The following is a 23,447-nucleotide window of genomic DNA, read 5'->3' as shown; positions in this document are numbered from 1 at the left end:
GTGGGCCCCACCCCGCGCGCCGACGGGGCCGGCCGCGCCCCGCGGCTCGGCGGTGCGCCGCCGGTGACGGCGGAGCAGCTGGGCCCGGGCGGCGGCGTACTGGTCGCGGCCGCGCCCCCGGCCGTCGGCGCGTTCGGCGAGCCGGTCGGCGATCGCGTACTGCGCCTCGGCGGGCTTCTTGTCGTCGTACTTGAACTTGGCCCGCACCTCGTCGACGGTCAGCCGGAGCCCGCGCAGGCCGGGCAGCTGCCGGGCCAGCTCGCCCTCGCCGGGCACCACCCGGACCTCCGGCGTCTCGGGCTGGAAGTGCGCCAGCTGGCGGTTGAGGATCTCGGCCTTGCCGGCCGCGGACTCCACCACCTCGGCGGTGCAGTGGAAGTGGACCGAGGCGTAGTAGCTGGTGGGCGTGCCCGGTGCGCCGCGCCAGTGGCCCGGGGCGAAGGCGTAGCCGTCGGTGACCGCGAGGGTGACCTTCGGGTCGGCCCGGACGGCGGCCAGCAGCGGGTTGGGCGCGGCGAGGTGGAGCAGGATCTCGCCGCGGTCGGCGTCCATCAGGAAGTGCGTCGGGACCAGCACCGGCCCCTCGCCGGGGCCGCCGTTGGCGGCGAGCAGGCCGAAGTCGCGGCCCTCGGCCAGCCAGGCGCGCCACTCGGCCTCGTCGCCGCGGTCCCAGGATCTGATCAGCACGGGTGGGCCTCCCGTCAGCGGGGGTAGCCGCGCAGGTGCGCGGGGAGCGGGACGGCGGTGCCGGGGTGCGGCTCGGGGGTGCCGTGCACGGTGGTGACCGGGATCAGCCCGGACCAGTACGGCAGGCCGGTGTCCTCCGGGTCGTCGGCGGCGCCGTCCTCCCGGGTCTTGGCCGAGACCTCGTCCAGCTCCAGCCGGACGACGGCGGTGGCGGCGAGCTCCTTGGCGTTGGCCGGACGGACCTCGGCGGAGCGCCCCGGTATCGCGTGGTCGACCAGGGCGGCGAGCGCGACGTCCAGCTCCTCGGGGTCGGTGACCTGGTGCGCGGTGCCGTGGGCGACCACCGAGCGGAAGTTCACCGAGTGGTTGAACGCGGACTTGGTCAGCACCAGCGCGTCGACCTGGGTGACGGTGACGCATACCGGCATGCCCTGCTCGCCGGAGGCGTTGCGCATCGGGCGGCTTCCGGTGGAGCCGTGGACGTAGAGCCGGCTGCCGACCCGGGCGAAGATCGTCGGCAGGACCACGGGGGCGCCGTCGACGACGAAGCCGAGGTGGCAGATGTAGGCGCTGTCGAGGATGGCGTGGATCGCCTCCTGCTCCCAGGTGGCCCGGTCCCGGTAGCGGGTGGGGGTGGTCCTGGGGGTGCGGGAGTAGCTGGGCGAGTCTTCCGGGTTGGCCGACATGACATCCTCTATGTACTAGTGCATACTTAGCTTTGTGCTAGGAGACTATCCGCTGAAAGGGCGACGCGCCAGCGAAATCGCGGCCCACGTCGAGCAGGGCGTGAGCAGCGGGCAGCTCGCCCCGGGAACCGCGCTGCCCCCGCTGCGCGACCTCGCCGCCGAACTGGGCGTCAACCCCAACACCGTCGCCGCCGCCTACCGGCTGCTGCGCGACCGCGGCGTGATCGAGACCGCCGGCCGCAAGGGCAGCCGCATCCTGCCCAGACCCGCGCTCACCCCGCGCGACCAGATCCGCATCCCCGTCCCGCCGCACGCCCGCGACCTGTCCACCGGCAACCCCGACCCGGCCCTGCTGCCCGACCTCGCCCAGGCCCTCGCGGCCGCCGCCGAGGCCGCGCGCACCGACCCCGTGCTGTACGGGCACGCCGGCGTCGACCCGCGGCTGCTCGCGCTCGCCCGCGCCTCCTTCGAGGCCGACGGCCTGCCCGGCGGCCCGATCGCCGTCGCCTCCGGCTCGCTGGACACCGTCGAACGGATCCTCGGCGCCCGGCTGCGCCCCGGCGACGCGGTGGCCGTCGAGGACCCGGGCTGGGGCAGCCTGCTCGACCTGCTGCCCGCGCTGGGGCTGAAGCAGGTGCCCGTCCGGCTGGACGACGAGGGCCCGCTGCCGGGGTCGCTGGCCGCCGCGCTGGCCGAGGGCGTCCGGGCCGTGGTGGTCACCAGCCGGGCGCAGAACCCGACCGGTGCGGCGCTCACCGCGCGGCGGGCCGAGGCGCTCAAGGCCGTCCTGGCCGAGCACCCCGGGGTGCTGCTGATCGAGGACGACCACGGGCACGGCATGGTCGACCAGCCGTACCACCCGCTGGTCGGGGCGGGCACCCGGCACTGGGCGGTGGTGCGCTCGGCGGCCAAGGCGTACGGGCCGGACCTGCGGGTCTCGGTGGCGGTCGGGGACGAGGAGACGATCGGACGGGTGACCGGCCGGCTGCGGCTGGGCGCCGGCTGGGTCAGCCACCTGCTGCAGCGCACCGTCGCGGAGCTGTGGAGCGGCGACGCCGCGCCGGCCGACCGGGTGGCCGCCGCGTACCGGGCCCGGCGGGACGCGCTGCTGGACGAGCTGGCGGCGCGCGGGATCGCGGCGCACGGGCGGAGCGGACTGAACGTCTGGGTGCCGGTGCCGGACGAGACCTCGGTGCTGGCGGCGCTGGTGCAGCGCGGCTGGGTCGCGGCGCCCGGCGCGCGGTACCGGATCCAGTCGCCGCCCGGGCTGCGGTTCACCACGGCGCGGCTGGAGGCGGCCCAGGCGCGGGAGCTGGCGGAGGACCTGGCGGCGGTGCTGGGGGCGGGCGGGGGCGGGTCGCGGCTGGTGTGAGTCGTGGTCGGGCCCTGGGGTGCGGGGCGGGTGGGACAGGTGTGGCGGGTGTGAACCGCGGGCGGCGTCCGGGCGTCGCCCGCCCGGTTGGTCTGAACCCGGCGGTAACAAAAGCGGAAACCTCCCGCAGACGCCTAGCGGTGGTGGGCGCGCGCATGTCATCTTCATCGCGCCACCGGCCGGCGGCCCACCCTCACCCAGGCGTCCTCCCGTTCCCCGTTTCCCCGGGAGGACCGAGCCGCAGGAGTTCCGCAGTGCCCGAGAACTGTTCGAGCAGCGCCCGCAGCACCCGCAGTGCCCGAAGCACCAGCAGCGCCCCTCGCCCCGGCCGACGACTGCTCGCCGCGGCCCTGGCCCTCCCGATCGCCGTCGCGGGCCTGGCCGTCGCCTCGCCGGCCTCCGCCGCTCCGTCCACCCCGGCCGCACCGGCCGTCCTGCCGTCCGGGCCCACCGCCAGCGTCACCCTCGGCGACAGCTACATCTCCGGCGAGGCCGGCCGCTGGAAGGGCAACGCGGCCGGCACCGGCGGCGGCCGCAACGGCACCGACCGGGCCTGGACCGGCAGTTCGTACGACCCCTCGCGGGTCTACGGCGCCACCGCCGCGAGCGGGTGCGACCGCTCGGACGTCGCCGAGGTGCTCAGCGCCTCGACCGGGGCCCAGAACGAGATCGACCTGGCCTGCTCCGGCGCCGTCAGCGCCAACGTCTTCCGGGCCGCCAACGGCGGGCAGTCGCTCAAGGGCGAGGCCCCGCAGGCCGACCAACTCGCCACCGTGGCACGGCAGAACAACGTCAAGCTGATCACCCTGTCGATCGGCGGCAACGACCTGGGCTTCTCGGACGTCATCTCCACCTGCGTGCAGGACTACCTGATCTGGTACTCCTACTGCCACGACTCCGCGCAGTCCGGGATCGACGCCAAGATGCCCGCCGCGATGGCCGGGGTCGGCAAGGCGATCGACGAGATCCGCGCGGTGATGACCGGCGCCGGCTACGCGCAGTCGGACTACCGCCTGGTGCTGCAGTCCTACCCGTCGCCGATCCCGCGCGGCGCCGAGATGCGGTACCCGGAGAGCGGCTGGACCCGCTCCAACACCGGCGGCTGCCCGTTCTGGGACGGCGACGCCGACTGGGCCCGCGACTCGATGGTGCCGCAGATCTCCCAGGCGCTGGCGGGCGTCGCCGCCGCCAAGGGCGCGCAGTTCCTGGACCTGTCGGACATGCTGCAGGGCCGCGAGGTCTGCTCGACGGCCACCCGGCAGCCGACCGCGAGCTCCGGCCCGTCCGCGACCACCAGCGAGTGGGCGCGCTTCCTGGACGGCGGCCTCAACTCCACGCAGGGCGTGCTGCAGGAGTCGATGCACCCCAACTACTACGGCCAGCAGGCGGTCGGGCGCTGTCTGACGCTGCTGTGGGCGCGCCCGAGCGGTGACTACGCGTGCCGCAACACGGCCGGGCAGGACGCGAGCGGGATGTACCTGACCGCACGGTGAGCACACCGTTCGGCGCCCCCGCGGCCTCGGCCGTGGGGGCACCGTTCCGCCGTTCCGCCGTGCTCAGCCCTTGGCGAGCAGGGACTGGGCGTGCGCGATGACCTGATCCTTCGTCAGGTACGCGTCGGTGTACTCGAAGTCCTGCAGCCGGGCGGGCTGGCGGGCGAGGAAGCCGGTCCGGACGAAGTCGTCGCCGGCGGTCGCGTTGAGCAGCCAGTTGGCGCCCACCCGGAACTTGGCCGCGTTGGTGCGCATCGCCATCAGGTGGTAGCCGCGCGCCACCAGCTGGGCGGGCACCCCGCGCAGCTCGATGCCGAGCGGCTTGGAGACCGCGTCCTTGCCGCCGAGGTCGACCACCAGGCCCAAGTCCTTGTGGTAGTACGGCTCCAGGGGCTGGTTGCGGAGCGAGGCGATCACGTTGTTCGCGACCGCGCGGCCCTGGCGGGCGGAGTGCTGGGCGGTCGGCGGGCAGACCGCGCCGTCGCCCTTGGCGAGGTCGGGGACGGCGGCGGCGTCGCCGAGCGCGAACACGCCCTCGAACTGCGGCACCCGCATCTCCGCCGTCACGGCGAGCCGGCCGCGGACCGTCTCGGCGTCCAGGGTGCCGATCAGCGGGCTCGCGGCCACCCCGGCCGTCCAGATCAGGGTGCGGCAGGGGAGCACCCGGCCGTCGGTGAACTTGACCGTCTCGGCGCCGACTTCGGCCACCGAGACGCCCAGCGAAACCTCGATGCCGCGGTCGCGCAGCACCTCCAGGGCGGCCTCGCCGAGCGGGTCGCCGAGCTCCGGCATCAGCTTCGGGGCGATGTCGATCAGGTGCCACTTGATCTGCCGGGCGTCCAGCCGCGGGTAGCGGTGGGCGGCGGCGGTGGTCAGGCGCTGGAGGCAGGCGGCCGTCTCGGTGCCCGCGTAGCCGCCGCCGACCACCACGAACTGGAGCCGGGACTCGCGCTCCTTCTGGTCCAAGGTGGCCGAGGCGAGGTCGAGTTGGGCGATCACGTGGTCGCGGACGTAGGCCGCCTCGGCGAGCGTCTTCATGCCGCGGGCGTAGTCGGTGAGGCCGGGGATGTCGAAGGTGCGGGTGACGCTGCCGGGGGCGAGCACCAGGACGTCGTACTTCTGCGCCACCACCTCGTCGGTGATCTTGCGGACGACGCACACCTTGGAGGCCGGGTCCACACCGATGGCGCCGCCGGGGACGATGTGGGTGCGGCGCAGCGTGCGGCGCAGCGAGACGGCCACGGACTGCGGGGTGAGGACGCCGGCCGCGACATGGGGGAGGAGGGGGAGGTAGAGCTGGTAGCTGAACGGCGTGACCAGCGAGATCTCGGCCTCCGACGGTGACAGCTTGTGTTCGAGGCGGCGGGCGCACTCCAGGCCGGCGAAGCCACCGCCCACGATCAGGATCCGAGGTCGTTCCATCGCTCATCCCTTTGCCGTGAAGGTCCCCATTACTGTCCGCCACACTCGCACGGAGCAGCGGGGGCTGCCACCGGGGTGGGGCCGTGGGGGTGGGGTGGAGGAGGGCAGGGAGAAGAGGGAGAAGAGGGAGAACGGGGTGGCGGCGGGAGGGGGAGAGAGGAAAGGGCGGCGACACCGATAGGCTGTCGGCCGTGCTACCCGAGGTGACGGCGATCCGGTACGTGACGCCACTGCGAGAAGGCGGCTCGATGCCGGGCCTGGTCGAGGCCGACGATCGGCGGCTGTACGCGCTGAAATGGGTCGGTGCGGCGCAGGGCCGCAAGGCGTTGGTCGCGGAGGTGCTGGCCGGGGAGCTCGGCCGGCGGCTCGGGCTGCCGGTGCCGGAGCTGGTGACGGTCGACCTGGACCCGGTGCTCGCGCGCAGCGAGCCGGACCACCAGATCCAGGACCAGATGAGGGCCAGCGGCGGGACCAACCTCGGGATGGCCTTCGTCAGCGGCGCGCTCAACTTCGACCCGCTCTGCTTCGAGGTGGATCCGGAGCTCGCCGGGCAGGTGCTCTGGTTCGACGCGCTGATCGGCAACGTCGACCGCTCCTGGCGCAACCCCAACCTGCTGGTGGCGACCGGCGGGCTGCGGCTGATCGACCACGGCGCGAGCCTGATCTTCCACCACAACTGGCCGGGTGCCGCCGCCTGGATCCGCCGTCCGTACGACGCCTCCGACCACGCGCTGCTGGGGGCCCGGCCGGATCTGGCGGCGGCCGACAAGGCGCTCGCGCCGCTCGCCGAGGCGGCGATCGAGGGCGCGGTGGCGCAGATCCCCGAGGTCTGGCTGGTGGACGAGTTCGGCTTCGACTCGCCCGACGAGGTGCGCGCCGCGTACCGGACCCAGCTGACCGAGCGACTGGCCGGTCCGCGCGACTGGCTGCCGGAGGTGCCCGCATGACCGAGTTCACGCTGTCCGTGCTGCCGGCCACCGTCGAGCTGCACGACTACGAGTACGCCGTGATCCGCGCGGTGCCGAGGGTCGAGCGCGGCGAGTGCGTCAACGTCGGGGTGCTGCTGTACTGCCGACAGGAATCGCACCTGGCCGCCCGGACCCACCTGGACCAGGCCCGGCTGTTGGCGCTGGACCCGGTGGCGGACGTGCAGGGCGTGCGGCGGGCGCTGCAGGGGATCGAGGCGGTCTGCCACGGCGGCCCGCAGGCCGGTCCGGCGGCGGGGGACAGCGCCGGGCAGCGGTTCCGCTGGCTGACCGCGCCGCGCAGCGCGATCGTCCAGCCGGGGCCGGTGCACACCGGGCTGACCGCGGACCCGGAGGCGGAGCTCCGGCGGCTGTTCGACCAGCTGGTGCTCTGACACCGGAGGGTTCCGGGGCGGCTCGCGGACGGTTGCCGTGGTCAAAGCTTGAGTTGCTGAAGCACCTGGTCGTACTCTGGCCCCATGGGTTCGACAGCGACGACGACCGTACCGACCAACGCCGAGTTGATGGAGGCGCTGGCCTCCGTCGGTGCCGCGTACTTCCAGGACTTCGCGGCCGCCGCCGCCCGGCACGGGCTCTCCTCCTCGCAGGCCAAGGCGCTGGGCGCGGTGCAGGAGCCGGTGCCGATGCGGGCGCTGGCCGGGAGGCTCGGCTGCGACGCCTCGAACGTCACCGGGATCGTGGACCGGCTGGAGTCGCTGGGCCTGGCCAACCGGGAGGCGGCGGCCGGTGACCGCCGGGTGAAGATCGTGGTGATCACGGCCGAGGGCCGGGAGATCCTGAACCGCATCCGCGGCGAGATGGCCCGGACCCACCAGGCCTTCGAGGCGATGACCGACGAGCAGCGGATCGCCCTGCACTCGATCTGCTCCCAGGTGCTGCCGGTGCTGGCCGGTCGTACGGGCGGCGCGCAGTAGGACCCCGCGCCGCCCGTACGCCACCAGTGCTTCGTCCCGGTCAGAGCAGCCCGGCGAGTTCCGGTGGCAGCGGCCGGTGGTGGAGCAGGGTGAGTGAGCGGGTGGTCCGGGTCAGGGCGACGTAGAGGTCGCGCGGGGCGAGCGCGGCCGGCTCGACCACCACGACCGCGTCGAATTCCAGCCCCTTGGCGTCCGCGACCGTGAGCGCGTCCAGCTCCGTAGCCAGGGCGTCCGGTGCGATCACGCCGAGGGTGCCCGGGCCGACGGGCAGCCGGGCGAGCGCGGCGGCGAAGCCGCCCGCCGGGACGCGGACCGCGCGGGGCCGCTCGGTGCCCGGTCGGATGGCCTCGGGCGGCCGGTGGCCGGGTACGGCGGTGCGCAGCACGGCGGCGGCGAGGGCCATGACGGGCTCCGGCGTGCGGTAGTTGACGGTGAGCCGTTCCTCGCGCCAGCGGCCGGGCAGGTGCGGGTCGAGCGTCTCGGCCCAGCTGCGGGCGCCGGCGGGCGAGCCGGTCTGGGCGAGGTCGCCGACGATGGTGAGCGAGGTGGTCGGGACGCGCCGCAGGACGGCGCGCCAGGCCATCGCGGACAGCTCCTGCGCCTCGTCCACGACGACGTGGCCGTACGCCCAGGTGCGGTCGGCGGCGGCACGTTCGGCGGTGGAGCGGTACGGGCCGTCGTCGCGGAAGCGCTCGGCCAGGGCGGCGGAGTCCAGTAGGGCGTCGTCGGTCTGCCCGGTGATGGTCAACACGCCCTGGGCGAAGGCCAGTTCGTCCGGGTCTTGACCGGTGGGGGCCGAGGGCCCCTCGATACCCAGGAGTTCGGCGGCCTCGTCGAGCAGCGGGACGTCCTCGGCCGTCCACTCGGAGCCGGGCGGGCGGAGCAGGGCGGTCGCGTGCTCGGGGGCCGCTGCGGCGAGCAACTCCCGGTCGGTGAGCAGGCGTTCGAGCAGCTGCTGCGGGGTGAGCCGGGGCCAGAGCGGGTCGAGCGCGGCGCGGACGTCCGGCCGCTCCCACAGCTCGCGCGGGGCGTAGTGCGCCTCCTCGTCGTCGTACGGGCGGCCGAGGGTGAGCGCCTGGCCGATCGCGAGGGCGTCGAGCAGGGTGCCCAGGTAGAAGGCGCGGGCCCGGTTGTGCGGCAGTCGCAGGCCGCGGGCGGCGTCCCGGGCCTCGGCGCAGGCCCGGGCGGAGACCCGCAGCCCCTCGCCGAGGTCCAGGCCCTCGACGGGGGCCGTCTGGTGGGCGGCCACGGCGGCGCGGAGCACCCCGGCCATCCAGGGGCCGCCCTTGGCGAAGGCGGCGGCGGGGTCGTCGGTGCCGGTGGCGGCGAGGCCGGGGAGGAGTTCGGCGACGGTGCGGAGCACCACCTCGGTCTCGCCGAGGGCGGGCAGCACCTCCTCGATGTACCGCAGGAAGCCGGGGTTGGGGCCGATCACCAGGACGCCCCGGCGCTCCAGCGCGGCGCGGTGGGTGAACAGCAGGTAGGCGGCGCGGTGCAGGGCGGCCAGCGTCTTCCCGGTGCCGGGGCCGCCCTGGACCACCAGGGCGCCGCGCAGCGGGGAGCGGATCACCCGGTCCTGCTCGGCCTGGATGGTGGCGACGGCGGTGCCCATCCGGCCGGTGCGCTCGCGGTCGAGGGCGGCGAGCAGGGCGGCTTCGCCGACCAGGGCGCGGCGGCCGGAGTCGTCCAGCCCGGCGAGGTCGAGCGCCTCGTCGTCGAGGCCGGTGAGGGTGCGGCCCCGGGTGTGCAGGTGGCGGCGGCGCACCACCGGGCCGGGGTGGACGGGGGTCGCGGTGTAGAAGGGGCGGGCGGCCGGGGCGCGCCAGTCGAGCAGCAGCGGTTCGTACGTGTCGTCGGTCAGGCCGGTGCGGCCGATGTAGTGGACGGTGCCGTCGCGCTCGTCGAGCCGGCCGAAGCAGAGGCCGCGCTCGACCGCCTCCAGTCGGGCGGCGTGGCGGGCGGCTTCGCGGGAGCGCACCTCGCGCTCCAGCCGGGCCTGGTGGGTGCCGCCGGACCCGGCGCCGTCGTGGGTGCCGTCGGCGGTGCGGCGGGCCCGTTCGCGCTCGGCGTCCAGCCGGGCGTAGAGCCGGGTGAGGTGGGCCTGCTCGGTGCGCAGGGCCGCGGCGAGGGCGCTGGAGTCCCGCGCGGTCACTGGCGGTTCGCTCATCGGTGTGGTATCCTTGCGGTGAGAAGGCTGCGAAGCGTCATCTGAAAGGCGCTCAATTGACCCAGCCTACCCCACTCCGCCGACGTCCGGCGTGACCTCGGCTGTTACTCTTGCGAAGCGTGAGCGCGAAGCCCCAGATCCCCAATGTCCTGGCCTCCCGGTACGCCTCGGCGACCCTGGCCCAGCTGTGGTCCCCCGAGCACAAGGTGGTCCTCGAGCGCCACCTGTGGCTCGCCGTCCTGAAGGCCCAGCAGGACCTCGGCGTCGAGGTTCCGGCGACCGCCGTCGCCGACTACGAGCGGGTGATCGACCAGGTCGACCTCGGCTCGATCGCCGCCCGTGAGCGGGTCACCCGCCACGACGTGAAGGCCCGGATCGAGGAGTTCAGCGAGCTCGCCGGGCACGAGCAGATCCACAAGGGAATGACCTCCCGGGACCTGACCGAGAACGTCGAGCAGCTGCAGATCCGCCAGTCCCTGGAGCACGTGCGGGACCGCACGGTGGCCGTGCTGGTGCGCCTGGCCAAGCTGTCCGCCCAGCACGCCGAGCTGGTCATGGCCGGCCGTTCGCACAACGTGGCCGCGCAGGCCACCACCCTGGGCAAGCGGTTCGCGTCGATCACCGACGAGCTGCTGGTCGCCTTCCGCCGCCTGGAGGAGCTGATCGCCCGCTACCCGCTGCGCGGGATCAAGGGCCCGGTCGGCACCGCCCAGGACATGCTCGACCTCCTCGGTGGCGACACCGACAAGCTGGCCGAGCTGGAGCGCCGGGTCGCCGGGCACCTCGGCTTCGAGAACGTGCTGACCAGCGTCGGCCAGGTCTACCCGCGCTCGCTGGACTTCGAGGTGCTCACCGCCCTCGTCCAGCTGGCCGCCGCGCCGTCCAGCCTGGCCAAGACCATCCGCCTGATGGCCGGCCACGAGCTGGTCACGGAGGGCTTCAAGGAGGGCCAGGTCGGCTCCTCCGCGATGCCCCACAAGATGAACACCCGCTCCTGCGAGCGCGTCAACGGCCTGGCCGTCATCCTGCGCGGCTACGCCTCGATGACCGGCGAGCTGGCCGGCGACCAGTGGAACGAGGGCGACGTCTCCTGCTCGGTGGTGCGCCGGGTCGCGCTGCCGGACGCGTTCTTCGCCTTCGACGGCCTGCTGGAGACCTTCCTGACCGTCCTCGACGAGTTCGGCGCCTTCCCTGCGGTGATCGAGGCCGAGCTGGACCGCTACCTGCCGTTCCTCGCCACCACCAAGGTGCTGATGGGCGCGGTGCGCGCGGGCGTCGGCCGGGAGACCGGGCACGAGGTCATCAAGGAGCACGCCGTCGCCTCCGCGCTGGCGATGCGCGCGGGCGCCCGGGAGAACGAGCTGCTGGACCGGCTGGCCGCCGACGAGCGGATCCCGCTGGACCGGGCCGCGCTGGACGCGCTGCTCGCCGACCGGCTGTCCTTCACCGGCGCGGCCGGCGCCCAGGTCGCCGAGGTGGTCCGCCAGGTGGAGGCCGTCGCGGCCGCCTACCCGGAGGCCGCCAAGTACGCGCCCGGCGACATCCTCTGACGTCTCGTCAGCCCTGAGCCGAGGGCCCCGCCGCCGGACCGGTGGCGGGGCCCTCGCGCGTCGTGGGGACGTGGCCCGGGTCCAGCGGCGGGGTGGTGGTGCCGCACGGCCAGTCGCAGTTCGGCTCGGCCACCTGCTGGTCGTCGGCGGCGAGCACGTTGCCCCGTACGGTCGCGAGGGCGATCAGCCCGCCGGCGGCCAGCAGGCCCGCGCAGATCAGCATCGCGGTGTGGAAGGCGGAGTCGACCGAGGAGGGCACCCGGTAGGCGTCGCCGCTCAGCCCGGCCAGCGCCGGGAGGGCGGCGACCGCGAGCAGGCCGGCCGCGCGGGCGGCGGCGTTGTTGACCCCGCTGGCGATGCCCGCGTGCCGGACCTCGACGGCGGCCAGCACGGTCGCCGTCAGCGGTGCGACCAGCAGCGTCATGCCGCAGCCCATCACCGTGACGGAGGGCAGCACGTCCACCCAGTAGGAGGAGTCCGGGCCGACGCGCAGCATCAGCAGCACCCCGGCGGCGCACAGCAGGGGGCCGACGGTCAGCGGGATGCGCGGGCCGATCCGCTTGCCGAGCCGCCCGGCGCGCGCGGACAGCAGCAGCATCAGCACGGTGATCGGCACCAGTGCGAAGCCCGAGACCAGCGGCGAGAAGCCGGACACGATCTGGAGCTGCACCACCAGCAGGAAGAAGACGCCGCTGAACGCCGCGTACACGCACAGGGTGACCAGGTTCACGGCGGTGAACAGCCGGGAGGAGAACAGCCCGAGCGGCAGCATCGGATCGGGCGCGCGGCGCTCGACCGCCACGAAGGCGACGCCGAGCGCCACTCCGAGCACCCCGCTGACCCAGACGGCGGGGGACAGGCCCTCGCCGGCCGCCGTCAGCGCGTAGGTGATCGCGCCGAGGGCGAGGGCGGCGAGCACGGCGCCGAGGACGTCGAAGCGGCCGGAGGCGCCCTCGTCCCGGCTCTCCGGCACCGACCGGGTGGTGACCGCGATCACGGCGGCGGCGAGCGGCAGGTTCAGCAGGAAGATCCAGCGCCAGCCGGGGCCGTCCACCAGCCAGCCGCCGAGGAAGGGGCCGACCGCCGCCGACACCCCGCCGAGGCCGGACCAGAGCCCGACCGCCGCCGAGCGGTCGTCAGGGTGGAAGACGGCCTGGAGCATGGCGAGCGAGCCGGGGGTGAGCAGCGCCCCGCCGATGCCCTGGACGGCGCGGGCGGCGATCAGCACATGGATGCTCGGCGCGGCGGCGCAGGCCGCGGAGGCGACGGCGAACCAGACCACGCCGATCAGGAAGACCTTGCGCCGCCCGTAGCGGTCGCCGAGCGCGCCGCCGAGCAGGATCAGGCCCGCCAGGGTGAGCAGATAGGCGTTCAGGGTCCATTGCAGGGACGCGAGGGAGGCGCCGAGGTCGGCGCCGATCCGGGGCAGCGCGACGTTCACCACGGTGCCGTCCAGCATCGCCATGCTGGAGCCGAGCACCGTCGCCATTAGTACCCAGCGACCCTGCGCGGTGCCCAGGCGCAGGGTGCCGGCCTCGGAGGTGGCCACGGGCGAATCCTGCGCTGCTGAGGCGCACGTGACAAGGGTCACCGGTGGGTGTGTTGGCGGCTGGCGGTGCGTGAGCGGACGGGTGCGCGGCGTGGCCGATCTCGGCGCAGGGTCGTGGATCAGTGGCGGGGGGTGAATGGGTTGTGTACGCACCGTGGGCTCGGGCCTGCGGAGGGTCACTGGGACAGGGGGGATCGTTGCCGTTTCAAGAGATCGACATTGCTTCACCCGAACGGATGGGTTTTAGTTCAGCGACCGCCCGGCCAGTCCGGACGGATCCGCCGGGTGGAACGCCGAGTCCTGCCGCTGCCCGGTGGTTCGAAACGAACTCTGTACGGCAGGAGCGGGGGACCCACAGGTAAGTCGCCGGACCGGAGTTCGCGCCTCAGGGCGCGGGCGTCCAGGACCGGCTTGGGGTGAAGCCGCGCAAGCGGCCGGGCAACTCCAGCCCGAACCCGACAGCTCACCTCGCAGGCGTCGGAGAGGAAAATTCCATGCCTGCACAGGCTCGTCGTATCGCCCTGCCCCGCGCCGCCCGCATCGGCATCGCCACCGCCGTCACCGGTGTGTCCTTCGCCCTCCCGCTCGTCACCGCGATGAGCGCCCAGGCCCACACCCCGGCCGCTCCGGCCGCCGCCTCCACCGAGGTCAAGCAGGCCACGCGGGCCGCCGCTCCGGCTGCCCAGGCCGCGCAGGAGAGCTACCGCGTCGTCAGCGGTGACACCCTGTCCAAGATCGCCGACGCCAAGAACGTCGAGGGCGGCTGGCACGCGCTGTACGAGCAGAACCGCTCGGTCGTCGGCGCCGACCCGAACCTGATCTTCCCGGGCCAGCAGCTCGCGCTGTCCGGCCACGCCGCCGCTCCGGCCGCCGACGCCGCCCCGGCGAAGCCCGCCGCTCCGGCCAAGCCCGCCAAGCCGTCCGCTCCGGCGACCCAGGCCGCCAAGCCGCAGGCCCAGGTCCAGGTGCAGACCGAGGTCGCCAAGCCGTCCGCGCAGCTCGAGACCCAGCTCCAGGTCGCCGTTCCGGCCCAGGCCGTGACCGCCACTCCGGTCGCCGCCGCCACCTCCGGCTTCGTCGCCCCGCTGGCGAGCCCGCGGCTCGGCACCGCCTACGGCGTGGCCGGTTCGATGTGGGCCTCCGGCCACCACACCGGCCAGGACTTCGTCGCTTCCACCGGCACCCCGCTGCGCGCCGTCGCCAACGGTGTCGTGGTCAAGGCCGGCAACGGCGGCGCCTACGGCAACGAGGTCGAGATCAGGCTCGCCGACGGCCACTACGCCGAGTACGCGCACCTCTCCTCGATCGGTGTGAGGATCGGTCAGACCGTCACCGCCGGCCAGCAGATCGGCCTCTCCGGCGCCACCGGCAACGTGACCGGCCCGCACCTGCACTTCGAGATCCGCAACGGCTCGGAGTACGGCTCGGACATCAACCCGGTCGCCTACCTGCGCGCGCACGGCGTCGCGCTCTGACCCCGAGAGCTCCGGGGTACCAGGAACCACCGCCGCTGCGGGCGAACCGATCGCCCGGGATGGTCATGTCGGGTGACCGCTCGACCGGGTGATCGCCGCACGGCGGACATGGGCGCGGGACACGCCCAGGCCGGCCCGGCCGCATGAGGACCTCCTCGTGCGGCCGGGCCGGCCGCTTTCGTTCCCGGGCCCGCCCGGGGTGTTCGAGAGATCGAACGAAGCGTCAACTCCGGTGTCCCACAGGGTGGTCGCCGGGATCTCCGGGCGCCTCCGGGGCGCCATGCTGGCGGACGGTCAGTGCCCGGCCGGTCCGGCGGTCGGGCGGGCCGGGAGGCGAGGAGGCCGGATGGCGGTCCGCAGCGGGGGCGTGGCGGGGGAGACGGCCGGGCGGGAGCGGCCCGGGGCGGGCGGGGTCGACCGGCTGAAGGCGGACTCGGTCGGCCTGGTCGGCGTGGTGTTCATGGCGCTCGCCACCGCCGCCCCGATCACCGCGATGACCGGCAACCTGCCGATCATCGTCGGTCAGGGCAACGGCGCGGGCGCGCCCGCGGCGTACATCGTGGCGACCGTGGTGCTGACGGTGTTCTCGGTCGGCTACGTGGCGATGGCCCGGCACATCACCGCGGCCGGCGCGTTCTACGGCTACGTCTCGCACGGGCTGGGGCGGGTGGCGGGGATGGCCTCGGGGCTGCTCGCGGTGCTCGCGTACGTCGTCACCGAGGCCGCGGCCCTCGGCTTCTTCGCGTACTCGCTGCGCGGGCTGGTCCGTTCGCAGCTGGGGGTGGACGTCGGCTGGGGCTGGTACGCGCTGTTCGGGGCGGCGGTGATCGGGGTGATGGGCTGGTTCGACCTGCATCTGACGGCCAGGGTGCTCGGGGTCGCGCTGGTGCTGGAGATCGGCGTCCTGTCGGCGGTCTCACTGGCGGTGCTGCTCTCCGGCGGCGGGCCGGACGGGCTCGCGGCCGGGACCCTGAACCCGCTGAACGCGCTGAAGGGGGTGGGGAGTTCGGGCACCTCGGCGGCCGGACTCGGACTGTTCTTCGCGTTCTGGTCCTGGGTGGGCTTCGAGTCCACCGCGATGTACGGCGAGGAGTCCCGCGACCCGAAGCGGGTGGTGCCGCGGGCCACGCTGATCTCCGTGATCGGGGTCGGGCTGCTCTACGTCTTCGTGTCCTGGATGATCGTGTCCGGCAACGGCGTCGAGCGGGCGGTCGCGGTGGCGGGCGGCGCGGTGCCGGGCAAGGACGGCAACAGCCTGTTCTTCGACCAGCTCGCCGCGCACCTGGGGGCCTGGGCGGTGAAGGTCTTCCAATGGCTGGTCGTCACCGGCTCGTTCGCCTGCGCGATGGCCTTCCACCAGTGCGCGGCCCGGTACCTGTACGCGATCGGGCGGGAGGGGCTGCTGCACCCGGCGCTCGGCCGCACCCATCCGCGGCACGGCTCGCCGCACATCGCCTCGGTGACGCAGTCGGTCATCGCGGTGGGGCTGGTGGCGGGGTTCCTGGCGGCCGGCATGGACCCGTACGCGCACCTGTACACGCTGTTGGCGCTGCTCGGGACGATGGCGATCCTGGTCGTGCAGACGCTCTGCTCCTTCGCCGTGGTCGGGTACTTCCACGTGCGCGGACGGCACCCGGAGACGGCGCACTGGTTCCGGACGCTGGCCGCGCCGCTGGCGGGCGGGGTGGCGATGGCCGGGGTGGTGGTGCTGCTGGTGCTCAACCGGGACGCCGCGGCGGGGGAGGCGGCGCACACGCTGCTGTTCCGGCTGATCCCGTACCTGGTGATCGGGGTGTTCGCGGGCGGGGTCGGGCTGGCGCTCGCGGTGCGCCGGTGGCGGCCCGGGCTGTACGCGCGGATCGGGCGGGTGGTGCTGGAGGACGCGGTCGAGCGGTGACCGGGCCGGGGCCGCGGTGGCCGGCGGGCCCGGGCGTTCGCGCCGGGCGGGCCCGGGTTCAGCGCCGGTGGACCGGCAGGCCGTACTGGGCGGCGGCCAGCAGCTCGTGCATCCGGTGGCCGAAGTCGTCGGTGTCCCGGGCGGGTTCGGGGAAGACCAGGCGGACGTCGCGGTGGCCGTGCGAGTGGTCCAGGCGCAGCACCAGGCCGTGGCGGTCCAGGGCGAGCGGGCGGACCTCCGGGGCGTGGGCGAGCACGGCCGGGTCGAGCAGCCGGGTGAGGACGTCGAGCGCCTCGGCGTGGTCGTCGGCGAGGTGGGTGAGCAGCATGGCCTCGTACCGGGCCAGCGGGTCGGGGGTGGCCAGGGCGAGGTCGGCGGCGGTGATCGCGCCGGTGGCGTACGGGGTGGCGAGGACGGCGTGGGCGACGTCCACCCGCAGGTGCACGCCGAGGCCGTCGTCGGTGAGGTGGGCCGGCCGCAGTCGGCCGGCCAGGGTGAGGCGGGCGCGGACGCGGTCGCGGACGGCGACGGGGGCGATGTCGGTGACGTCGAGGACGACGGCGAGGCCCTCGGCGGCGCCGACGGCGGCCGTGGTCAGCGGGTCGTCCAGGGCGGCGCGCAGCCGCAGCCGGGAGCCGTGCACGGAGACCGGGGTGTCCAGGTGGTGGTGCTCGCCCAGGGCGCGGACGGTGAGTGAGGAGGTCGTGCTGAGCAGGCTGTGGATCCGGTCGGCGGTGCTGGGCTCGGGGACCTCGGTGTCGCCGGTGGGCAGGCTCATGGACGGACCTCCAGTTAGTTAGGTGAGCCTAACCTAATGTGCGGCTGGGGGTGTGGCAAGCAGGCGGTGGGGCGAGCGGGCGGGCCCGGGCAGGCGGAAGGGCCCGGACGCGCGGGTGGCGTCCGGGCCCTTCCGTCGGGCGGGGCCGGGTCAGCCGATGACGGCCTGGGCGTCGATCTCGACCAGCATCGGCTCCTGCGGCAGCTCGACGAAGACGGTGGTACGGCACGGCTTCACGCCGCCGGGCTTGACGTTCTCGTCGATGAACTCGGCGTAGACCTCGTTCATCAGCGGGAAGTCGGCGCGCTTGGTGAGGTAGACGCGGAACATCACCACGTCCTCGATGGTGGCGCCGCCGGCCTCGACGATGGCCTTGACGTTCTCCAGGGTGCGGCGGGTCTGCGCCTTCACGTCGCCGTGGTGCAGGTACTCGCCGGTGGCCGGGTCCTGCGGGCCCTGGCCGGAGACCTGGAGGAACGGGCCCTTGCGGACGCCCTGGGAGAACATCCAGGCGGGGGCGGGGGCGCCGTCGGTGCGGATCTCGGTCTTCTCGAAGGTCTGGGGGTGCTCGGCGGACATCGGGTTCCTTACGTTGTGTGACGGTTCGTCAGTTGTGGTCGGGGCGGCCGCAGTCGGCCGAGACGGCGCGGGTGGTGGCGAGCAGCTGCGGGAGCAGGTCCAGCACCTGCTCGTACGGCAGGACGACGTCCGGGACGGAGATCGAGGCGGCGGCGACCACCCGCCCGCTGGCGTCCCGGACGGGCGCGGCCACGCAGTTGATGAAGGACTCGTGCTCGGCGTGGTCCTGCGCCCAGCCCTGGGCGGCGACCCTCTCCAGCTCGGCGAGCAGCGCCTCGGGGGAGGTCAGGGTGCGTTCGGTGTGCCGGACGAAGTCGATCCCGGCCACCACCCGGCGCCGCTCCGGCAGCGGCAGGTCGGCCAGCAGCACCTTGGAGACGGCGGCGCTGTGCAGGGCGGCGCGCAGGCCGATCCGGGAGTACATCCGCACCGGGTGGCGGGAGTCGAACTTGTCGATGTAGACCACCTCGCCGCCCTCGTACGCGGCCAGGTGCACGGTCTGGCCGGTGGCGGCGTTCAGCTCGGCCAGGTGCGGGGCGGCGATCCGGCGCACGCCGCGCTGCTCCAGGGCCAGACCGGAGAGCGCGAAGAGGCCGGCGCCCAGGTGGTAGCGGTAGGCCGCGTCGCGATAGACGAACCGTTCCTCTTCGAGGCTCTGCAGCAGTCGGAGCACGGTCGTCTTGTGGACGCCGAGCACCTCGGCGAGCTGGTCGAGGGAGCGCTCGCCCTCGCCGAGCTCGGCGAGGATGCGCAGGGCGCGGGTGACGGTCTGACTCATCGTGCTCCGCTTCGAGGGCTGGGGTTCCCGCTCATTGTGCCCGGGCCCGGTCGGCGGACGACGACCGGTCGGCGCACCGCGTCCGGTCGGCCGGGCGTGCGACGCCGGCGGGCAGGGACGGGCCGGTGATGCCCTCCGGGGTGACCCGGGTGGCGGCCCACTGGGCGGGGGAGGCGTCGAGCAGGGCGGCCACCACGGCGGCGTCCGGCAGCTCGGCCTGGTCGCCGGGGGCGGTCAGCGCGCAGGCGGCGCTCAGGTGGCCGAGCCGCAGTCGGCGCCGCTGGTCCAGGCCCCGGACGGTGCCGGCCAGGTAGCCGGCCGCGAAGGCGTCGCCGGCGCCGGTGGCCTCGACCACCTCGACCGCGAGGGCCGGCTCGGTGACCGCCGTACCGTCCTGATCCAGGGCGGTGACCTGCCGGGCCGCGTCCTTGACCACGACGGTGGCCGGGGCGGGGAAGCGGCGGCGGAGCTCGGCCGGGTCGCCGGTGCCGAAGGCGGCCTCGGCCTCGTCGGCGCCGAGCAGCAGCAGGTCGGCGGCGTCCAGCAGCGGCGGCAGGACGGCCGGGTCGCGGTCGAGCCAGAGCGAGGGGCGCCAGTTGAGGTCGAAGCTGACCAGGCGGCCCGGACGGCGGTCGGCGAGCAGGGCGCGCAGCAGGGCCAGGCAGTCGTCGGAGAGCGCGGCGGTGATGCCGGACAGGTGCAGCAGCCGGGCGCCGGCCAGCAGCGCGGCGGCGGCCGGGTCGGCGAGCAGGCCGGGGGAGAGCGCGGCGGCCGCGGAGCCCCGCCGGTGGTAGTGCAGCCGGCTGCGGCCGGGCCCGAGGTCGTGGCGGTCGCCGGTGGTGCCGCCGACCTCCTTCAGGTAGAGGCCGGTCGGGCGGTGCGGGTCGACCGCGACCGCCGAGACGTCCACGCCGCGGGCGGCGACCTCGGCGAGCAGCCGGCGGCCGAAGCCGTCGTCGCCGACCCGGCTGATCCAGGCGGTCGGCACGCCGTGCGCGGCCAGCGCGCCCGCCACGTTGGATTCCGCGCCGCCGACCGAGAGACGGAAGCTCTCCACCGACTCCAGCGGGCCCGGGCGGTCCGGCAGCAGGACGGCCATCGACTCGCCCACGCACACGGCCGTCGGGGGAGCGCCGGGGCGGGTCGGGCCCTGGGTGTCCTGTCGCGGCATGTGCGGGGCTCCTCGTCTGCGGCCGTTCCGTCGAGAGCGGGCCCACCGGGCCGACTCCGTGGCGCGTGAACGCCGCGTTCGTCCGTGAGCACCGCGTTTCTCCGCGAGCACCGCACGTGAGCCGACCCCGTCGACCGGGAGCCCGGTCCGTTGACCGTGATCCGGCGCCGATGCTAGAACCGTGTTGCCAGCATGTGCAACCCTCGTTGCGCATGTTGCAACCTGTGCGGATGGAGGAACACGGTGGAGCAGACCTTCGCAAGCAGCGGTACCGGGCCGGGGATCGCCCGGGGAGCGGTGGCGGCCCTGGCCGACGAACCGCTCGACTGGCGGTTCAAAGCCGCTCCGCCGCAGTCGTGGGGCCGCAGCACGCGGGAGTGGCTCGCCACCGGCCCCACCCTCTCCTCGCTCGGCACCCCGCTGCTCACCCTCGACGGCGCCGCCCTCGACCACAACGTCCGCACCATGGCCGACTGGTGCGCCAAGGCGGGCGTCGCGCTCGCCCCGCACGGCAAGACCACCATGGCGCCCGCCCTCTGGCAGGCGCAGCTCGACGCCGGAAGCCACGGCATCACCCTCGCCAACCTGCCGCAGGTGCGGATCGCCCGGGCCTTCGGGGTCCAGCGCATCCTGCTCGCCAACGCCCTGCTCGACCCGGCCGGACTGGCCTGGCTCGCCGACGAACTCGCCGCCGACCCGGACTTCGCCTTCCTCTCCTGGGTCGACTCCGTCGAGAGTGTGCGGCTGATGGACGAGGCGCTGCGCGCCGCCGGAGCCGAACGGCCGGTCGAGGTGCTGGTCGAGCTCGGCGGCCCCGGCGGGCGGACCGGCGCCCGCGGCGCGGACGCCGCCGTCGAGGTCGCCGCCGCGGTGCTGCGCGCCCCCACCCTGCGGCTGGCGGGCATCGGCGGCTACGAGGGCGCGATCGCGCACGACGCCTCGGCCGAGGGGCTGGCCGCCGTCCGCGGCTACCTGCGGGAGCTCGGCGAGCTGCACGGCCGGCTGGCGAGCGCCTACCCGGACGGCACCCCGCCGGTGGTCTCGGCCGGCGGCAGCGCCTACTTCGACCTGGTGGTCGAGGAGTTGGCGAACCTGCCGGAGTCGTTCACGGTGCTGCGCTCGGGCGCGTACATCGCCCACGACGACGGCTTCTACCGGGGCATCTCGCCGCTGGCCCGGGACGGCGGGCGGACGCCGTTCCGCGGTGCGCTGCACGGCTGGGCCCGGGTCGTCTCCCGGCCCGAGCCGCAGCTCGCGCTGCTGGACGCCGGCAAGCGCGACCTGCCCTTCGACGAGGGCCTGCCGGAGCCGCAACGGGTGCGCGGCGGCGCCGAGTTGACCGGAACGGCGGCCCGGATCACGGCACTCAACGACCAGCACGCCTTCCTGCGGGACGCGGGCGACCTCGCGCCGATCGGCGCCGTGCTGCGGCTGGGCGTCTCGCACCCCTGCACCGCCTTCGACAAGTGGACGGCGATCCCGGTGCTGGACTCCGCGGACGCTGCCGAGCCGAAGGTCACCGGCCTGGTCAGGACGTTCTTCTGATGCCCGGGGAGAGAGCGGCCCGCGGGGGCGCGACGGTCTTCCGGGGCGCCACCGTGGTGGACGGCACCGGCGCGGAGCGCTACCGGGCGGACGTCCGGATCGCCGACGGCCTGATCGTCGAGATCGCCAAGACCGGCGAGTCCGGTGAGGGCGGCGGGACCGGCGGGATCGGCGGGATCGGCAGGGGCCTCGGCACGGCCGAGGTGGTGGACGCCGACGGGCTGGTACTGGCCCCCGGCTTCATCGACATGCACGCCCACTCCGACCTCGCCCTGCTGCGCGAACCCGAGCACCCGGCCAAGGTCACCCAGGGCGTCACCTGCGAGGTCCTCGGCCAGGACGGCCTGTCCTACGCCCCGGTGGACGATGCCACGCTGCCCGCGCTGCGCCGCCAACTCGCGGGCTGGAACGGCGATCCGGACGGCTTCGACTGGGACTGGCGGGACGTCGCCGGCTACCTCGACCGGATCGACCGCAGCGGCGTCGCCGTCAACGCCTGCTACCTCGTCCCGCACGGCACGCTGCGGATGCTCGTCATGGGCTGGGCCAACCGTCCGCCCACCCCCGGCGAAATTGACCGGATGCGGCAGGTGCTGGCGAAGAGCCTGTTGGACGGCGCGGTCGGCATGTCCAGCGGCCTCAGCTACACCCCCGGGATGTACGCGGACACCGCCGAGCTGGTCGAGCTGTGCACCGTCGTCGCGGCCTACGGCGGCTTCCACGCCCCGCACCAACGCTCGTACGGTGAAGGGGCGTTGGAGGGCTACGCGGAGATGGTGGAGATCGCCCGGCGGAGCGGCTGCGCGCTGCACCTGACCCACGCCACGATGAACTTCGGGGTCAACCGGGGCCGGGCTGGCGAGCTGCTGGAGCTCCTCGACCGGGCGCTCGCCGACGGCGTCGACCTCACCCTGGACAGCTACCCCTACCTGCCCGGCTCCACCACCCTGGCCGCCCTGCTGCCGAGTTGGGCCACCGAGGGCGGCCCGGCCGCGACGCTGGCGCGGCTCGACGACCCCGCGCAGTGCGCGAGGATCCGGTACGAGGTGGAGGAGAAGGGCAGCGACGGCTGCCACGGCGTGGTCACCGACTGGGCGACGATCCAGATCTCCGGCGTCGGCTCGGCCCCGCTCGCCGGGACGGTCGGCCGCACCGTCGCCGAACTGGCCGTCGAGGAGCGGCGGACCGGCACCGAGGTCTTCCTGGACCTGCTGCGCCGGGACGGGCTGGCCACCACGATCCTCCAGCACGTCGGGCACGAGGAGAACGTCCGGGCGATCATGCGCCACCGCGCGCACACCGTCGGCAGCGACGGACTGCTGGTCGGCGCCCGGCCGCACCCGCGCGCCTGGGGCACCTTCCCGCGCTACCTCGGCCACTACAGCCGGGAGTTGGGAGTTCTCACGCTGGAGGAGACGATCGCCCGGATGACCGGCCGCCCCGCCGCCCGGCTGGGGCTGGACCGGCGGGGCCGGATCGCCCCCGGCCACCACGCCGACCTGGTGCTCCTCGACCCCGGGAAGGTCCGGGACGCCGCCACCTTCGAGGACCCCCGGCTGCCCGCCGAGGGCATCGAGTACGTGTACGTCAACGGCAGCGCCGTCGTCCGGGGGGGCCGCACCACCGGCGCCCGACCCGGGCGTGCCCTGCGCCGAACCGACCGAGGAACCCTGGCCATATGACCGAGCCGTCCGCCCCGACCGACCCCTCCTCCGACCCCTCCGTTCCGACCGGGCTTTCCGGACTGCGCGACGAACCGGTGATCGCGGTGGTCCGCGCACCCCGGATCCCGGACGCCGCCGCGCTCTGCGCGGCCCTCGCCGAGGGCGGCATCAACCTGACCGAATTCACCTACACCACACCGGATGTGACGGACCATCTGCTCCGGGCCTCGAAGGCCGGCTGGCGGGTCGGCGTCGGAACGGTGCTGACCGCCGAGCAGGCGCGGCGCGGGGTCGAGGCGGGGGCGTCCTTCCTGGTCACCCCCGGTTGCCGCCCCGAGGTCGCCGGCGCGGCGGCCGCCGCCGGGGTTCCGGTGGTGCTCGGGGCGCTCACTCCGACCGAGGTGGCGCACGCGGTGGACCTCGGGGCCGCCGCCGTCAAGATCTTCCCGGCCCGGGCGTTCGGGCCCGGCTACTTCAAGGACCTGCGCGGCCCGTACCCCGACGTGCCGCTGGTGGCCTCCGGCGGGGTGAACGCGGGCAACGCCGCCGAGTTCCTGGCGCACGGCGCGCTCGCGGTCTGCGCGGGGACGGACGTGGTGCCGCCGGACGTGGTCGCGGCGGGGGACTGGGCCGAGATCACCCGGCGGGCCCGGGCGTTCACGGCGGCCTGCGCCGGGGCGGCGGGGGCGTAGCGGGCCGTCGACATCTGCGGCGGGGGCGTAGCCGGGCCACCG

Annotated in this window: 20 protein-coding genes and 1 riboswitch; of the genes, 11 read left to right on the top strand and 9 right to left on the bottom strand. The window is 74.7% G+C overall.

Translation table 11 applies throughout. The annotated features are described in order from the left end of the window. Both ACWDCZ_RS05810 and ACWDCZ_RS05805 read right to left on the bottom strand, forming a co-directional pair. Positions 1-687 (bottom strand): FMN-binding negative transcriptional regulator (locus ACWDCZ_RS05810; RefSeq protein WP_449815301.1); only part of this gene is annotated, 687 nt, incomplete at its 3' end. A 14-nt stretch (positions 688-701) separates the two neighbouring features. Continuing rightward, positions 702-1,373 (bottom strand): pyridoxamine 5'-phosphate oxidase family protein, encoded by a 672-nt coding sequence (locus ACWDCZ_RS05805; protein ID WP_049655499.1) that lies wholly within the window; start codon positions 1,371-1,373, stop codon positions 702-704. Positions 1,374-1,407: 34 nt separating this feature from the next. Between ACWDCZ_RS05805 and ACWDCZ_RS05800 the strand changes: the two genes are divergently transcribed. Together ACWDCZ_RS05800 and ACWDCZ_RS05795 are read left to right on the top strand one after the other, a co-directional pair. Beyond that, a complete protein-coding gene (locus ACWDCZ_RS05800) occupies positions 1,408-2,745 on the top strand; it encodes an aminotransferase class I/II-fold pyridoxal phosphate-dependent enzyme (protein WP_380744731.1) in 1,338 nt (445 codons plus the stop codon). 254 nt (positions 2,746-2,999) lie between these two features. After that, the gene (locus ACWDCZ_RS05795; RefSeq protein WP_449815300.1) at positions 3,000-4,238 is read left to right on the top strand and encodes a GDSL-type esterase/lipase family protein; all 1,239 of its coding nucleotides are present in this window, start codon (positions 3,000-3,002) and stop codon (positions 4,236-4,238) included. A gap of 63 nt (positions 4,239-4,301) precedes the next feature. Here the strand turns inward: ACWDCZ_RS05795 and ACWDCZ_RS05790 are convergent, their stop codons facing one another. Then, positions 4,302-5,660 carry an NAD(P)/FAD-dependent oxidoreductase gene (locus ACWDCZ_RS05790; protein WP_049652402.1) on the bottom strand — a complete coding sequence of 453 codons (1,359 nt, stop codon included), beginning with the start codon at positions 5,658-5,660 and terminating at the stop codon, positions 4,302-4,304. Positions 5,661-5,851: 191 nt separating this feature from the next. Between ACWDCZ_RS05790 and ACWDCZ_RS05785 the strand changes: the two genes are divergently transcribed. The 3 genes from ACWDCZ_RS05785 (at position 5,852) to ACWDCZ_RS05775 (ending at position 7,560) form a co-directional block, all read left to right on the top strand. Then, a complete protein-coding gene (locus ACWDCZ_RS05785; protein WP_049652400.1) occupies positions 5,852-6,607 on the top strand; it encodes a HipA family kinase in 756 nt (251 codons plus the stop codon). Beyond that, a complete protein-coding gene (locus ACWDCZ_RS05780; RefSeq protein WP_049652398.1) occupies positions 6,604-7,020 on the top strand; it encodes a DUF3037 domain-containing protein in 417 nt (138 codons plus the stop codon). Before ACWDCZ_RS05785 ends, ACWDCZ_RS05780 begins: the two co-directional genes overlap by 4 nt. Positions 7,021-7,104: 84 nt before the next feature. Further along, positions 7,105-7,560, top strand: coding sequence for a MarR family winged helix-turn-helix transcriptional regulator (locus ACWDCZ_RS05775; RefSeq protein ID WP_049652396.1), 456 nt, complete (start codon positions 7,105-7,107; stop codon positions 7,558-7,560). Between the two features lie 40 nt (positions 7,561-7,600). On the opposite strand, the gene ACWDCZ_RS05770 is transcribed toward ACWDCZ_RS05775, so the two are convergent. Further along, the gene (locus ACWDCZ_RS05770; protein WP_449815299.1) at positions 7,601-9,727 is read right to left on the bottom strand and encodes a HelD family protein; all 2,127 of its coding nucleotides are present in this window, start codon (positions 9,725-9,727) and stop codon (positions 7,601-7,603) included. 119 nt (positions 9,728-9,846) lie between these two features. Here ACWDCZ_RS05770 and purB point away from each other — a divergent pair, with 119 nt between their 5' ends. Beyond that, entirely contained in the window at positions 9,847-11,277 is a 1,431-nt protein-coding gene (purB, locus tag ACWDCZ_RS05765; protein WP_049652391.1) for an adenylosuccinate lyase, read from the top strand. A gap of 7 nt (positions 11,278-11,284) precedes the next feature. Here the strand turns inward: purB and ACWDCZ_RS05760 are convergent, their stop codons facing one another. Then, a complete protein-coding gene (locus tag ACWDCZ_RS05760; RefSeq protein WP_449815306.1) occupies positions 11,285-12,766 on the bottom strand; it encodes an MFS transporter in 1,482 nt (493 codons plus the stop codon). Positions 12,767-13,180: 414 nt separating this feature from the next. Further along, positions 13,181-13,318, top strand: a riboswitch (cyclic di-AMP (ydaO/yuaA leader). Positions 13,319-13,320: 2 nt separating this feature from the next. Between ACWDCZ_RS05760 and ACWDCZ_RS05755 the strand changes: the two genes are divergently transcribed. After that, entirely contained in the window at positions 13,321-14,301 is a 981-nt protein-coding gene (locus ACWDCZ_RS05755) for a M23 family metallopeptidase (protein WP_449815298.1), read from the top strand. A gap of 346 nt (positions 14,302-14,647) precedes the next feature. Beyond that, on the top strand, positions 14,648-16,198 hold the full coding sequence (locus tag ACWDCZ_RS05750; RefSeq protein ID WP_449815297.1) for an APC family permease: 1,551 nt from the start codon (positions 14,648-14,650) through the stop codon (positions 16,196-16,198). 58 nt (positions 16,199-16,256) lie between these two features. Here the strand turns inward: ACWDCZ_RS05750 and ACWDCZ_RS05745 are convergent, their stop codons facing one another. The 4 genes from ACWDCZ_RS05745 to ACWDCZ_RS05730 form a co-directional block, all read right to left on the bottom strand. Beyond that, a complete protein-coding gene (locus ACWDCZ_RS05745; RefSeq protein ID WP_416874541.1) occupies positions 16,257-16,976 on the bottom strand; it encodes a DUF2470 domain-containing protein in 720 nt (239 codons plus the stop codon). 150 nt (positions 16,977-17,126) lie between these two features. Continuing rightward, complete coding sequence (locus tag ACWDCZ_RS05740; protein ID WP_380667869.1) at positions 17,127-17,555, bottom strand: RidA family protein; 429 nt, start codon at positions 17,553-17,555, stop codon at positions 17,127-17,129. A gap of 28 nt (positions 17,556-17,583) precedes the next feature. Next, positions 17,584-18,333, bottom strand: a complete 750-nt coding sequence (locus ACWDCZ_RS05735) for an IclR family transcriptional regulator (RefSeq protein ID WP_049652384.1) — start codon at positions 18,331-18,333, stop codon at positions 17,584-17,586. Between the two features lie 31 nt (positions 18,334-18,364). Beyond that, positions 18,365-19,504, bottom strand: coding sequence for a sugar kinase (locus ACWDCZ_RS05730; protein WP_449815296.1), 1,140 nt, complete (start codon positions 19,502-19,504; stop codon positions 18,365-18,367). Positions 19,505-19,747: 243 nt separating this feature from the next. Here ACWDCZ_RS05730 and ACWDCZ_RS05725 point away from each other — a divergent pair, with 243 nt between their 5' ends. The 3 genes from ACWDCZ_RS05725 to ACWDCZ_RS05715 are packed head-to-tail and all read left to right on the top strand — an operon-like array spanning position 19,748 to position 23,405. Continuing rightward, entirely contained in the window at positions 19,748-21,049 is a 1,302-nt protein-coding gene (locus ACWDCZ_RS05725; RefSeq protein WP_380775514.1) for a type III PLP-dependent enzyme domain-containing protein, read from the top strand. Beyond that, positions 21,049-22,731, top strand: a complete 1,683-nt coding sequence (locus ACWDCZ_RS05720) for an N-acyl-D-amino-acid deacylase family protein (protein WP_449815295.1) — start codon at positions 21,049-21,051, stop codon at positions 22,729-22,731. The genes ACWDCZ_RS05725 and ACWDCZ_RS05720 overlap by 1 nt, the downstream gene beginning before the upstream one ends. Next, the gene (locus ACWDCZ_RS05715; protein WP_449815294.1) at positions 22,728-23,405 is read left to right on the top strand and encodes a bifunctional 4-hydroxy-2-oxoglutarate aldolase/2-dehydro-3-deoxy-phosphogluconate aldolase; all 678 of its coding nucleotides are present in this window, start codon (positions 22,728-22,730) and stop codon (positions 23,403-23,405) included. The genes ACWDCZ_RS05720 and ACWDCZ_RS05715 overlap by 4 nt, the downstream gene beginning before the upstream one ends. The last annotated feature ends 42 nt before the right edge of the window (positions 23,406-23,447 follow it).

Source organism: Kitasatospora sp. NPDC001225 (assembly GCF_053597855.1).
The sequence above is the reverse complement of the archived record's forward strand: the minus strand, read 5'-3'. Positions and strand labels throughout refer to the sequence as shown.

Bases quoted from the DNA above. Each gene is read 5' to 3' on its own strand.
- ACWDCZ_RS05715 (WP_449815294.1), top strand. From the start codon at position 22,728: ATGACCGAGCCGTCCGCCCCGACCGACCCCTCCTCCGACCCCTCCGTT.
- ACWDCZ_RS05750 (WP_449815297.1), top strand. From the start codon at position 14,648: ATGGCGGTCCGCAGCGGGGGCGTGGCGGGGGAGACGGCCGGGCGGGAG.
- ACWDCZ_RS05760 (WP_449815306.1), bottom strand. From the start codon at position 12,766: ATGGCGACGGTGCTCGGCTCCAGCATGGCGATGCTGGACGGCACCGTG.
- ACWDCZ_RS05720 (WP_449815295.1), top strand. From the start codon at position 21,049: ATGCCCGGGGAGAGAGCGGCCCGCGGGGGCGCGACGGTCTTCCGGGGC.
- ACWDCZ_RS05735 (WP_049652384.1), bottom strand. From the start codon at position 18,333: ATGAGTCAGACCGTCACCCGCGCCCTGCGCATCCTCGCCGAGCTCGGC.
- ACWDCZ_RS05775 (WP_049652396.1), top strand. From the start codon at position 7,105: ATGGGTTCGACAGCGACGACGACCGTACCGACCAACGCCGAGTTGATG.
- ACWDCZ_RS05740 (WP_380667869.1), bottom strand. From the start codon at position 17,555: ATGTCCGCCGAGCACCCCCAGACCTTCGAGAAGACCGAGATCCGCACC.
- ACWDCZ_RS05770 (WP_449815299.1), bottom strand. From the start codon at position 9,727: ATGAGCGAACCGCCAGTGACCGCGCGGGACTCCAGCGCCCTCGCCGCG.
- ACWDCZ_RS05805 (WP_049655499.1), bottom strand. From the start codon at position 1,373: ATGTCGGCCAACCCGGAAGACTCGCCCAGCTACTCCCGCACCCCCAGG.
- ACWDCZ_RS05755 (WP_449815298.1), top strand. From the start codon at position 13,321: ATGCCTGCACAGGCTCGTCGTATCGCCCTGCCCCGCGCCGCCCGCATC.
- ACWDCZ_RS05790 (WP_049652402.1), bottom strand. From the start codon at position 5,660: ATGGAACGACCTCGGATCCTGATCGTGGGCGGTGGCTTCGCCGGCCTG.
- ACWDCZ_RS05730 (WP_449815296.1), bottom strand. From the start codon at position 19,504: ATGCCGCGACAGGACACCCAGGGCCCGACCCGCCCCGGCGCTCCCCCG.
- ACWDCZ_RS05745 (WP_416874541.1), bottom strand. From the start codon at position 16,976: ATGAGCCTGCCCACCGGCGACACCGAGGTCCCCGAGCCCAGCACCGCC.
- ACWDCZ_RS05780 (WP_049652398.1), top strand. From the start codon at position 6,604: ATGACCGAGTTCACGCTGTCCGTGCTGCCGGCCACCGTCGAGCTGCAC.